The sequence below is a fragment of the Gammaproteobacteria bacterium genome (assembly GCA_013001575.1).
Lineage (GTDB): Bacteria > Pseudomonadota > Gammaproteobacteria > Steroidobacterales > JABDMI01 > JABDMI01.
On sequence record JABDMI010000004.1, the window covers coordinates 1 to 13137 of the forward strand.

The following is a 13137-nucleotide window of genomic DNA, read 5'->3' on the forward strand; positions in this document are numbered from 1 at the left end:
CGTATTATTTACCGGCGATTACCTACCAGCACCAGCACCGCCTGGATATTGGTGATTGCGGCTTTGCCGATATTGGGATTATTCTTTTACATTTTTTTTGGTGATCAAAAACTCAGTCGACGACGGGCCCGACTCGGACGCAAGGTAAACGCGTTCTACCAGGAAATGTTTGATATTGCCGACCGTGATGAAGATCTTAAACGCATTGAACCTGACAGCCTGTATGCCAAAATAGCCCCCTTGATCAGCCAGGACACCGGGTTTTATCCCTCGCGGGGTAACCGCATCGAACACCTCACCGACGTGAGCGACATCAGCCGCGCCATGCTCAATGACATCGAACAGGCCGAACGCAGCTGCCATATGGAATTTTTTATTATTCGACCCTACGGATTGATTGCAGACATCCTCAACGCCGTACTCGACGCCGCTGCCCGCGGGGTGGACTGCCGGATTCTCGCCGATGACATTGGCAGTAGCGACTTTTTCAAAAGTGACTGGATACAGACCTTACGCGACGGCGGAGTGAAAGTGGAACGTTCACTCAAAACCGGTTTTATCCGTTCACTCTCAGAGCGCGCCGACCTGCGAAACCATCGCAAGCTCATGGTCATCGACCAAGACGTGGCCTACACCGGCAGTTTTAATCTCATCGACCCAAGCTATCAGGGTGCCGACGCCGACACCCGCAACTGGGTGGACGTGATCTTGCGACTTGAGGGCAACATCGTGTTGTCACTGGCCTGTGTATTCAACAAAGACTATCTGCTGGACAGTCAAAATGCCGCCGACGAATTTGTCAGCCTGCAAGACCTGCCGCTCGATGAACGTGACAGCACACAAACCGACGCCATGTTGCAACTCATACCGTCCGGTCCCGAAATGCAACACAGTCTGATCTACGAGGTATTACTCGCGGCCTTTTTCAACGCCAAACAATCCATCTACATCGTGACCCCGTATTTCGTGCCCGACGAAGCCCTGATCCTGGCCGTCACCAACGCCGCCCGGCGTGGTCTGGACGTGACCCTGATCCTGCCGTCCAGCATTGATTCGCATTTGGCCCGTTACGCCGGACAATCCGAGTTTGGCAAACTGTTACGCAGCGGCGTGAACATCACCCTGTTTCGCGAAGGCATGCTGCACACCAAAGCCGTGATCATCGACGGCGAGCTGGGTTTCATTGGCACCGTGAACATGGATCAACGCAGTTTTTATCTAAACCTGGAAGTCACCCTGGCGATCGCCGATAACGAATTCTTGAATGCATTTTCCACTGTGATCAAAGACTACCTCGAACAATCTGACCGACTGGATAAAGAACGCTGGGCACAACGCAGCCCCGGCACCCGTTTACTGGAAAACCTCTGTCGGCTGGTCGGGCCGATGTTGTAGGCATCGCACTCGCCACCCTCAACACAGCCCTCTCCCTTCCACCCCGTCAGCCCGTGGTTTAAGCACGGGGTCCGGATTGCCGAACCAAACTTTGTAATGCATCACTAATTCTATATTTCCACGCTGCCGCCGTTGCGGCTAAAATGGAAATCCATTGTTAACCATAGTCAGTGTATGCAAAAAAACATCCAACAAATTTTAAAAGAACACGCGCTCAAGGCGCAACGCAGTGAATACGACCGTTCGGTGTGCATAAGCGCGGTCAGCAAGGCACGCAAACTGATTGAGTCCATAGCGGAAACGTCTGACCCGAATGAGTATCGTAAAGTGCTGATCGACAAGCTCACTGACTTTCAACAGAATTATTATGATCCCGACGGCCAATATACGTCTGGCAAAGGAGTGTTAGGCGATTTACTGGGAGATATTATTACTGCACTAAAGCCTTAAGTATTTTAATCTTGAAGACGGTATACTAAATTCACTATCTAAAAAAATACTCAGTTAATCTTCTAATGAATAATTTTCTATTTAAAATCCTCTTCCTCACTATAGCTCTCGCACTTGGCAACCCGAACTTTGCCACTTCGTCTGATTTTGACTGGCAACGCGGAACCGAAATTTTGCGTGCAGCCGGTCCCGACTCAGAACAGATCGGTACGCGCTGGGGACTCGCTGCGGCTCAAGAGTCTATTCAGATCACGTTTATGTTAGATGCTTCCAATGACATGAGCAAAGGCTCATGGCTCGGAAATATCCGGTCTTCCGAAAAATTCTATTGCAAAGTTTATTTACTGGACGATCTCGGTAATCGAAGTTATTTAAATTTTAAAAATGCCCGTGCGACAGGCCCCGACGCTGAATACGGCATTTGGAAAAAAGGCCCCGCTAGTGCCAACATAAAAATGCTTGAGTTCCAACTGGATTGGGAGACCATGCTGTTGATCAAAAATGCCAAAACTCTGATAATCAACTATGCAAAATTCGAAACACCACAACAAACCAGAGATATTTTTTTCCCACTGGATACTTTTAATGCAAATCTGGAAGCCCTGGAAGCCTCCATTAAACAAGCGAATGGCGGTAAACGTTTCCTGATGACCAGAGAGGAGATTGATAACACACCCGTGCAAGACTTGCCCGAGGTAATCCAGAAACACTGGATGAATGATATCTCCAGGCTGGCCGCAGAACTGGGTATGAGTGTATCGGAGATGTACAAATATTCCATGGTGGAAATGAAGCAATTACAACAAACCAAAAAAGACCAGCAAAAGGCGGCATTGATGAAAAAAAGAAAAAAAGCCCATCAAGCCATCTATGACCAGAAACCGGATTGGCTGGACATGAATAGCTGCCCCAACCGCAGTATTAGTCAATGTAATAATATTGGCAAACAGGCCTATTCATCCGATAACTTGCTTGGTGAGCCCTTTCATTATGGAACCATTCTTGGCGTGGTGTGGCGACCACAAGATTCCATTGTGCGAATTTACGGCGGTAACGTTAAACTCAACATTGATCCTGATATTTACAGGGCTAAAAAAGCGGAATATTATTACATCGTTAAAAGTAAATCAGAAAACCTGGATATTCGGTCGGTGGCTGGTGTGACTGTTAAAAACTAGACTGCCGTAAATTGCAAATCCATAGAGAAACTGACTTCCGGTTAATACCTGGAATCAATTACTCTTGTTCCTCGATCTCCATCAACAAGCTACCCGCTGAAACCTGGTTACCGGCAACTGCAATCACCGAACTCACTTCTCCCGCCACTTCAGCAATTATGCGATGCTCCATTTTCATGGCTTCGAGTATTGCCAGGGTTTGTCCGACTTCTACTTGATCGCCGACGTTGACTGAAACGCTGAGCACATTGCCGTGCATGGGTGCGGTGACCGAACCGCTTCCGGCGGAATCCACATCGCCTTTGGTAAAGGCGCGTTGATTCACCAGGGTGTGGCACACGCCATCGATCTGAACCGTTACTTCACCCTTGCCGGTGAAACTGAAGACCGCGTTGCCTTGCACATTGTCCATGTGGTAATGCACTTTGTGGCCGTTGTCGTACAAGTCGATCGGATGTACTACCGAATCGATACTCACACTGTAATGTTCGGGTGCGGTTTCGCGTAACGACACCACTACACTGGATTCGTCGGCCAGGGCAAACTCATAATCAACATCCACCGGGCGATTATTGCGCCAGCCAAACGCTTCATTGGCATTGGCGATGGCCTTGGCGCGATGCTCGCTTTGGGCTTTGCGATACAACAAACAGGCGGCGAGTAAAATATGCGTCTGCGAGGCATTTTTGCTTGCAAAATCCTCGTGCGTAAAATTATTTGCTATGAATGCCGTGGTCGCACGAGCTTGCACAAAGTCGTCGCGTTCAAGTACCTGCATCAAGAATTCACGATTGTTCTCCACCCCGAACAAGCGGGTATTTTCCAGTGCGTGGTGCAAACGTCTGATTGCCGCCGCACGATCTTCACCATAGGCAATGATCTTGGCCAACATCGGGTCATAAAAAGGCGAGATCTCCTGGCCTTGATTGAGGCCATGATCCACACGTATGCCCGGACCCGAGGGTGGATCCCAGAGAAGCGCACTTCCGGTTGCCGGAAGAAAATCATTGGCCGGTTGCTCGGCGTATAAACGCGCTTCGATGGCATGCCCGTACAAATGCACATCTTCCTGCATGACCGGCAGGGGTTCACCCTGGGCGACCACAAATTGCAAAGCGGCCAGGTCATAGCCGGTCACCAGTTCGGTCACCGGATGCTCGACCTGCAAGCGTGTATTCATTTCCAGAAAATAAAAATGCTTATCGGCGTCGAGTAAAAACTCGACCGTGCCAGCGCCCACATAGTCAATACTTTTTGCCGCATTGACCGCCGCCGCACCCATCGCTTCACGTAACTCGGGTGTCATGACCGGGCACGGGGCTTCTTCAATAACTTTTTGATGCCGTCTTTGCACCGAACAATCGCGCTCGCCAAAATGGATCACGTTGCCGTGACTGTCACCAAAGACCTGCACTTCCACATGACGTGGATTGATAATGGCTTTTTCCAGGATCAGTTCATCCGATCCAAACGCGTTCAGGGCTTCACTGCGAGCGGATTGAATGGCGTCGGCGAGATGATCAAAACTTTGCACCAAACGCATGCCGCGCCCACCACCACCGGCGGCGGCTTTAACCATCAGCGGAAACCCGATGGACTCGGCTGCGATAAGTAATTTCTCATCCGACTGGTCTTCCCCTTCATAACCCGGCACACACGGCACCTCAGCCGCGATCATCAAACGCTTGGCCGCGGCTTTGTTGCCCATGGCATCAATGGCATGGGCAGACGGCCCGATGAACACATTACCGGCCTGTTCACAGGCCTTGGCAAACTCGGCATTCTCGGATAAAAAACCGTAACCCGGATGAATGGCCTGGGCCCCGGTTTGTTTGGCCGCCTGTAAGATCTTGTGCATATCAAGGTAGGACTCCTTGACCGCAGCAGCCCCGATCAAGACCGCGGCATCAGCCACTTGCACATGCAAGGCTTCGGCATCGGCTTCGGAGTACACCGCGATGGCACGATAGCCCTGCTCTTGTGCGGCACGCAGGATCCGCACCGCGATCTCGCCACGATTGGCCACTAATACACTGTTGAATTTATTCATTAAAATTCCAAAATTTATTTACTACTAAAAATTATTATCATCTATACCCTTCAAACTTCGTCTTCCCCGCGAAGGCGGGAACCCACAAAAGCGACTCGCATGGATTCCTGACTACGCAGGAAAGACAGCCTAAGCTAGCCAAAAGCTTTTCCTTTTCGTTTTCCCTGCGAAGGCGGGGATGCGTGACACTAAACTTAACCGTCATTGCGAGGAACACATTTATGTGTGACGTGGCAATCTTGCTTTTAAGTCGGACGAGCATTTGAGATTGCCGCGCCAAATAAATATGGCTCGCAATGACAGCGACTACTCCTCTTCATCCACTTCAGCCCACACCGGTTTGCGTTTTTCGATAAACGATGCAAAGCCTTCCTGACCTTCGTCACTCAATAAGCAATCGGTAAACACTTCCGCGGCATACGGAATGTACTCATCCAGGGTCATCTGCTGGCTGGCAGCAAGAATTTTTTTAGTGGCGTAGGTCGCATGCGGGCCGCAAGCGTGTAACTGGGTTTTCACATAGTCGATCAACACATCCAGCTCGATATCATTTTGTGCCACAAAATCGGCGAGGCCGATCTGATGCGCCTGTTCGCCGTCAATTTTACTGGCGAGTAACATCAGTTTGCGGGCCTGTGCCGGGCCAACACGCTCGATCACATAGGGGGCGATCTGGGCAGCCGGTAAACCGATACGGGTTTCGGTTAAGGCAAATTTGGTATCGGCCATGACCAACATAATGTCTGCGGCACAGGCGATGCCAAACCCGCCTGCCATGGCCGCGCCCTCCACCACCGCAACGGTGAGCTGTGGCAAGGCCCGAATCTTACTGAGCAGATTGGCAATATCGTGGCTGGTTTCAAGCGACATCTCGCGCGCGCCCGCACCGGCCGCACCCATGGCTTTGAAACTTTTCAGATCACCACCTGCACAAAAGAAGCCCTCCGTACCACGAAACATAATGCCGCGAAAACTTTGTTTGTGTTTAAGCACATCCAGCACTTCCATTAACTGGTCGAACAAATCTTTGACCAGGGCATTGCGAACTTCAGGCCGATTAAACCAGACGGTTAACCACTCGCCGTTTTGTTCCAGAATTATTGCGTCTTTATTTTCAGTCATAATTTTTTACTTCAGGTCGAAAAGAGTCACGGCGACTCTTACATGCGTGCAACACCAAAAGCGTTCGGGAATACTTCCCGCTTATTCGCTTCCCAACAGGTTTGAAGAATGAATCCGAGAATTTTACGCGTATCACGCGGGTCGATCACGCCGTCATCAAACATTCGTCCGGAGGTGTAAAAGGCGCTGGATTGTGAATCAAACAAATCGATGATCTGTTGCTGTTTTTTAGCCAGCGCATCTTCATCCACATCGATACCCTTACGCGCCATGATGTCACGTTGTACCTGGATCATGGTCTTGGCAGCCGATTCACCGCCCATCACCCCGAGTTTGGCGTTTGGCCAGGTGAATAAAAAGTCGGGGTCAAAACCGTAACCGCACATCCCGTAGTTACCGGCACCAAAGCTCGCCCCGATCTGGAAAGTGATGCGATTCACGCGGGCATTGGTCACGGCCTGAACCATTTTGGAACCGTGCTTGATCATACCCGCACGTTCGTATTCTTTCCCCACCATGTAGCCGGTGATATTTTGCAAAAACACCAGGGGTATATCGGATTGGTCACACAACTGAATGAATTGCGCTGCCTTGGTGGCCCCGTTGGGATCGATGGGTCCGTTATTGGCCAGAATGCCAATCGGGTGTCCATAGACTTTGGCGTGCAGGCACAACATCGATACCCCGTAGTCGGGTTTGAACTCTAAAAAGTCGGACCCGTCCACAATGCGTGCCACCACTTCGCGGGCGTCGTAGGGTTTGCGATAATCAATTGGAACGATACCGGCAAATTCGTCGGCGCTGTAAACAGGCTCGATGTAATCTTTCGCCGGGAGTTCCGGACAATGACGATTCCAGTCCAGTCGTTCTACTATGTCTCTGGCAATCGCCAAACCGTGGGCGTCATCCTCGGCCAGGTATTCGACCAGACCGCTGACTTTGGCATGCGTTTCTGCACCGCCGAGTTCCTCTTCGCCGGCCTCTTCACCGGTTGCCGCTTTAAGCAAGGCCGGGCCAGCGAGATAAGCGCGCCCATTATCTTTCACCCCGACCACATAATCACCCAGGCCCGTCATGTAGGCGCCCCCGGCCACCGAACGTCCATGCAGGACCACAATGCTGGGTAAGCCTGCGGCACTCAGTCGGGCAATGCCGGCAAACATAGCGCCGGCCTCCAGCCATACTTCTACTTCATACTTAAGCAAGTCGGCTCCGGCACTTTCAACCAGATGCACAAAGGGTAATTTTTTATCCAGACAGATCTTGATCATACGCTGGAATTTTTCCGTGCCGCCCGGATAAAACGCCCCGGCATTGATGCCCGAATCGTCGGCGTACACCATGCAGCGCGTGCCGTTGATAAAGCCTATACCGACCAACATACTGCTACCCGGTATGGACTCGGCTTCCACGGTGGTGTCCATCAGATAACCGGACATGTTCTGCAATTCCAGAAACGGCATACCGGGATCGAGCAAGCGTGACAAACGTTCGCGTGGCAATAATTGTCCGCGGCGTTCAAAACGCGGTCGACTTTTTTCCGACTTGGCGGCAGCGCGGGCTGTGATCTGATGCATGTCATCGATCAAAGCCAGCATGTCCTGGCGATTCTGTTTGAACTCTGCTGAATTAGGATTAACTCTTGAGGTGAAATTTGCCATAGTTTTTACCTGGATATCACTGTAATGTCATGTTGATCAGCGAGTGACTTTGGAATTGCAACCTTCTCGCTTAATAATAATTGCGCATAACCCTTGCCTTGCGGGTCGCTGCGTAAACTCGCCATGCCGCCACCGCCCAGCACATCGTGCAACAGGAAATTCAGGGCGTGGGTGCCGGGCAAATAAAATCGTTCAACCGGAACTTGACGGTTTGCATCAATGAAGTGAGAAAAATAACTCGCCACATATTCCACCGACAAGCTTTGAGCAATATACGGCAGAAAGTCTGCGTGTCTTGCGATGATTCCGATATTGGCTTTATTGCCCTTGTCACCACTGCGTCCCCAGGCCAGGGACTCAAGGCTCACCTCGATAATTTCTTCGGGCAAGTTTGCAGAAGGAAGTTTATGCGGAGTAAAAATTTTTCCAGCCCTTGTATCCAGGTTTGCCGGCTTTAAAGAAATAGATTTTCCGGCTATCTCAACACTGTGCTCGATCTCATTTTTGGGGAGCAAGAAAGAGAACAAGCGCACCACTGGCGATGGCTTGGGTCGCGCCCCGGCGAAGCCGCTTAAACCCGGAGGCCCCGACAAATACGCGCCCGCCAATTCTTTCAGGAACACGCCAATACCTTTGGCGTCGGGATGTTTGACCGCAAGTTTGAGATCAACCTCTCTCGGATGTTGGATTTTTTTCGCGGCCCCGAAGTGACTCTCTGCCCCAATAACCTCTACGCATGCTTCGGTGAGCTCGGGCAAGCCTTTTTGTGCAAGACTTTGACGCGTGCGCTTGAGCACATTCTTCGCGAAGTGCTCGGCTTTGGTGTCGGCAGCCCGCCCGTAGAAAGTTGTTATCTGCCCACTGCGAAAACCGTCGGTATAGGTGGCGCTGACTTTGTACTGCTCGGGACGACCATGCCCACGTGCGCCATAGACTTTCACGCGGTTCTTTTCTAATTCTTCAATTTTTACTTCGGAAAAATCACACACCACATCTGGAAGCACATAGGCTTGTGGATCACCGATCTCATACAACATTTGTTCGGCTACCGCTCCAACGCTGACCACACCACCTGTTCCCTCGGGCTTGGTGGTGATAAAAGAGCCGTCTACAGAGATCTCGGCAATCGGGTAACCGGCATCGCACAAAGTATCAACGACCATTTCCCAGTCTGTAAAATTTCCACCGGTCACCTGGGTGCCACATTCCAGGATGTGTCCGGCGAGTGATCCCTGTGCGAGTTTGTCAAAATCATTTTCACCCCAACCAAACTCGTGTATACAGGCGCCCAATGTCACGGCACTGTCCACGCAGCGTCCGGTGATCACAATGTCGGCCCCGGCATCCAGGGCTTTGGCGATGGGGAATGCACCGAGGTAGGCGTTGATACTGACAATGGAATTCTCATCCGGAAAAGATTGATCCGAATACATCTCTCGAATACCGGCCGAAGCGAACGCAGTTTTTTTCTCGAGCAGATCATCACCGAGTACCACCGCGACTTTGAGATCCAGGTTTTCGGTCGCAATGAGTTTTTCCACTTCGCGGGCACAGGCTTGCGGGTTGACCCCGCCGGCGTTGGCGATCACTTTCACCCCTTGTGAGGCGATCTCGACAAGGTTTGGTTTTAATGTGGAATACACAAAATCGGTGGCGTAGCCTTTGCTGTTATCCGCCGCCCGGGCTCTGGCCATGATCGACATGGTAATCTCGGCCAGATAGTCATAGACCAGATAGTCGAGGGTGCCGCTAGCCAATAGCTGTGGCGTGGCACTTGACGCATCGCCCCAATATCCACTGGCTCCCCCGATCTTTATGACTGATTTCGACATATTCCGCGTAATTCTCTCAAACGATAAAAAATAGTAACCCTATGTTTTTATTACATAAAATTAAAAAATAAGACTTGATTTATTGAATTGTTATGTAATACTACAATATTATTAAGTATCACTCAATATCGAATTATGCCGTCTGAAGCTAAAACCACCCCGCGCGACCGCCTCGAACAACGAGAACACGACATTCTCTCTGCGGCCAGTGAACTGTTTGCCGAGTTTGGCTTTAATGCCACCTCGACCAAAAAGATCGCCGCCAAAGCCGGAGTGTCGGAAGGTACCGTGTTTCATTATTTTTCCAATAAACAGGAATTGTTGACGGAGATCATCGGCAAAATGTATGCCGACCTGACTCATGACACCAACGAAAAGATTCAAAACATTCTAGACACTAAAGCGCGTTTATTTTTTCTGGCCGAAAATCACGTAAAACATACAGCAGCTAGCAATGCCCTGCTGTTACGTCTGGTTTATGTGTACATTAATCTGGACATGCATATTTTTGAACACCTGGAAAAAACCGATCTGTACGCATTCAATCATCGCTACACCAAGATCTTTGATGCCGTGATCAAAGACGGCATGCATCGCGGTGACCTCAAACCAGACATTAATTTATCCGCGGTACGCGACCTGTTCTATGGCGGTCTGGAATACGGCATCCGCACCATGATGCTGGGTCACAAAAAAGGTTTACATGAGAATCACGTGCATGCGATCGTTGCCCCCGTTTGGGAAAGCATTCGCTTGAAAAAAGACATTACACAAGCGTCCTCTTTGGATCAGCGTCTGGAACTGGCGGTGCAACGGCTTGAAGATCTGGCGAAAAATTTACCTCAAGCTTAAGACTCCAGCTCGTGTAAAAATTTTTGCATTTTTGCTACAGCGGGTTTGGCGTTATCGCGCAATCGTTTGAGTACCAACATTTTGGGGATATTGTATTTTTTCACACTTTGCACCATACGCATAAAGCCATCAAGTCGGTGTGCGATCAGCCATTCGCGAATTCCCGGATGCTTGGACCAGATGTATTGATTTTTCATATTGGCTGATGTGACCTTGATCCAGTCGGTGTAATGATTGGGCAAAGGCACCACGCTGCAGATCTTGTTTTTTTCTTCATCGCTTGTGTAAGTTGCTTCGATGTGTGCAATAAAAGCAGCACTGAAAACCGGCTGTACGGTACGGATGGTTTGTACCGTGATCAAGTCATCCTGAAATACCGGCAAAATTTCGCGCGGAGGTACGGCACTGGCACTGCAATCGATGTGCAGGGTCTTTAGATTGCTGGCAACACTGCCCTGCTCAAGCACGATCTGATCTTTCTCGATACGCGTAACACGACCAAGTCGAATAATGTTTTTGATCTTTTGTAATTCTGTGAGCTCCAGCGGACTGGTGGTTGCACCGTGAAACATTTTGGGTTGTATGCTTTTATCAATTCGCAACAAGGCCCGGGATCTTTCCAGACGCACAAACAGATCTTCAATCGATTCCGCCTCCGCCAGTGCCTGCATCTGATCGGCCTGGCTGCCAATGGCCTGTTTGAAGAACTCCATACCCGGTTGGGTGGTTTCACGATTGATCAGCCACGAATCACGCGGCATCACCCAGCGGATATTGTCGGGGCTGATCTTGTTTTGCAATAACCATACAATGGCATCCATCCCGGTTTTGCCGGCACCAATCACAACAAAGTCGGAATAATCATTCACCAATTTTGGCAATGCATTGATCGGCGTAAAAGGAACGTCCGGGTCGACATCGAATTTAGGCGTATGCGTAGAGGGAACCGAGGTTTGGAAATAAGTCCCGTCTACGGTTTTTTTGTTGATCGTGACTTGATAATCCTGCTCACCGTGCAGAGACCGGATATACCCATTGCCTAAATATTCGCAATCTGGAAAATATTGCACCCGCCCGCTTGGCAGAAATTGTTCATGCATCACCGTGGAATAATAGTCCAGTATCTCTTGGCCTGTTGCCAGTCCGTACAAGCCCTTATTTAAGCCACTTTTGTCTTTACTGCCATCACCCAGCTGACGCGAGTTCACACCATAAAAAGCCGAGGGTTGATGCAAGGTGACAAAGGGGTAGGCATCATTCCAGTGACCGCCCGGCTTGCTGTGTTTGTCCACGATGATGATGTTGGCATCGGTCTCGGCAAGCAGGGTATCGGCAAAGGCCATGCCTACAGCGCCGCTGCCAATGATAAGGTAATCGCAATCTAAATTTTCTTTTTGCATATGTCTTATGGTGTGATCATTTTATTGGAACGCAGGTTTTTCCCGATGAAGAACCAGTATGGGCCACGTAAATACCATAATGGCAAACTGCGTATGTATTGCATTTGTTTTTGCAATGACAGAATTATGCTTTGTTCGAGATCAAAAGCCTGGTCGGGCAGTGACGCTGCGGTGTTCTCCAGTAACAATTCCAGTGCCTGCTTATGCAAACCGAACTGTTGTTGCATAGTCACGCGGGTAAATGCCTGTTGGTAGGTGTTGGGTGTTTGTGGCAACAGCATCGCATCGGCACTTGAGGAGGTGGTCAAGCCGGTATTGTTGGTCAACAAGCTTACAAAATCTGTATTCGACAAGTCCTTGCTGGCATACAACATGGCCCAGGTTTTTTCTCGCTCCGACCACCATGCCGTACACTGCAGTGGCGGGGCATTGATCACACCGTGGAACAGAAAATCGCTTTCATGCACAAAACCGTTGGCGATGCACCACTGCGAAAATTCTGTAAAACTCTCCGGTACCCGGTCACCAAACAGGGAATCGGTTTTTTCCAGCAGGTTTTGTGGTTCGCTGAATCGCCGAACCGATGTGACTACGGCGCGAATCACAAATAAGAAAACCACAAGCGCCAGTCCCAAAAGTATCCATACAAAGATCATATTAGTTGTTTCAGGTCTTCAGCGTTATACGGTTTGATGTCGGCATTCTCACGGGTGCGGATCTTTTCGGCCCAGTCCGGATTACTGATCAAGGCACGTCCGACCGCCGCCAGTTCGAATTCATGATTATTCATGCGCTGGATCAGATTATCGATATCGGTGACCTCGCCGTTTTTAAAGGTCTCGCCTTTGCGTTCGGAAATGAAATCATTACTCAGTCCGATACTGCCCACGGTGATCGCGGGCTTGCCGCTGAGTTTCTGGGTCCAGCCCGCCAGGTTCAAGTCACTATTGCCCGATTCATCTTCCGGAAACTCCGGCTCCCAAAAACGTCTTGTACTGCAATGGAAAAAATCCACGCCGGCATCCACCAGCGGCATCAGAAAGTCTTGTAACTCTTCCGGGGTTTGTGCAAGTTTGGCGCTGTAGTCTTGTTGCTTCCATTGGGAGAAACGCAGAATTATCGGGAAATCATCGCCACAAGCTGCGCGTATGCCTTTGACGATCTCAATCGCAATGGAAGAACGCTTGTGCATTGAAC

Annotated in this window: 11 protein-coding genes; 4 read left to right on the top strand and 7 right to left on the bottom strand. The window is 50.0% G+C overall.

What is annotated here, in order from left to right:
* The 3 genes from cls to HKN88_00240 form a co-directional block, all read left to right on the top strand.
* Positions 1–1395, top strand: a 1395-nt coding sequence (cls, locus tag HKN88_00230; protein NNC96476.1) for a cardiolipin synthase, incomplete at its 5' end; no start/stop codon positions are given.
* 174 nt (positions 1396–1569) lie between these two features.
* Positions 1570–1845 carry a hypothetical protein gene (locus HKN88_00235; GenBank protein NNC96477.1) on the top strand — a complete coding sequence of 92 codons (276 nt, stop codon included), beginning with the start codon at positions 1570–1572 and terminating at the stop codon, positions 1843–1845.
* Between the two features lie 65 nt (positions 1846–1910).
* On the top strand, positions 1911–3023 hold the full coding sequence (locus HKN88_00240) for a hypothetical protein (protein ID NNC96478.1): 1113 nt from the start codon (positions 1911–1913) through the stop codon (positions 3021–3023).
* Positions 3024–3081: 58 nt separating this feature from the next.
* Here the strand turns inward: HKN88_00240 and HKN88_00245 are convergent, their stop codons facing one another.
* The 4 genes from HKN88_00245 to HKN88_00260 form a co-directional block, all read right to left on the bottom strand.
* Complete coding sequence (locus HKN88_00245; GenBank protein NNC96479.1) at positions 3082–5073, bottom strand: acetyl-CoA carboxylase biotin carboxylase subunit; 1992 nt, start codon at positions 5071–5073, stop codon at positions 3082–3084.
* Positions 5074–5379: 306 nt separating this feature from the next.
* Positions 5380–6195, bottom strand: coding sequence for an enoyl-CoA hydratase (locus tag HKN88_00250; protein ID NNC96480.1), 816 nt, complete (start codon positions 6193–6195; stop codon positions 5380–5382).
* A gap of 38 nt (positions 6196–6233) precedes the next feature.
* A complete protein-coding gene (locus HKN88_00255; protein ID NNC96481.1) occupies positions 6234–7856 on the bottom strand; it encodes an acyl-CoA carboxylase subunit beta in 1623 nt (540 codons plus the stop codon).
* Between the two features lie 5 nt (positions 7857–7861).
* Positions 7862–9688: a DUF1446 domain-containing protein gene (locus tag HKN88_00260; GenBank protein NNC96482.1), complete on the bottom strand. Its 1827-nt coding sequence runs from the start codon at positions 9686–9688 to the stop codon at positions 7862–7864.
* Between the two features lie 135 nt (positions 9689–9823).
* Here HKN88_00260 and HKN88_00265 point away from each other — a divergent pair, with 135 nt between their 5' ends.
* Positions 9824–10540, top strand: coding sequence for a TetR/AcrR family transcriptional regulator (locus HKN88_00265; GenBank protein NNC96483.1), 717 nt, complete (start codon positions 9824–9826; stop codon positions 10538–10540).
* Here HKN88_00265 and HKN88_00270 read toward each other — a convergent pair.
* The 3 genes from HKN88_00270 to HKN88_00280 all read right to left on the bottom strand — a co-directional run.
* Positions 10537–11940 carry an NAD(P)/FAD-dependent oxidoreductase gene (locus tag HKN88_00270; GenBank protein ID NNC96484.1) on the bottom strand — a complete coding sequence of 468 codons (1404 nt, stop codon included), beginning with the start codon at positions 11938–11940 and terminating at the stop codon, positions 10537–10539. The two genes, HKN88_00265 and HKN88_00270, sit on opposite strands and share 4 nt — an antisense overlap.
* 5 nt (positions 11941–11945) lie before the next feature.
* Positions 11946–12596 (bottom strand): hypothetical protein, encoded by a 651-nt coding sequence (locus HKN88_00275; protein ID NNC96485.1) that lies wholly within the window; start codon positions 12594–12596, stop codon positions 11946–11948.
* On the bottom strand, positions 12593–13137 hold a 545-nt coding region (locus tag HKN88_00280), incomplete at its 5' end, for a 12-oxophytodienoate reductase (protein ID NNC96486.1). The genes HKN88_00275 and HKN88_00280, both read right to left, overlap by 4 nt.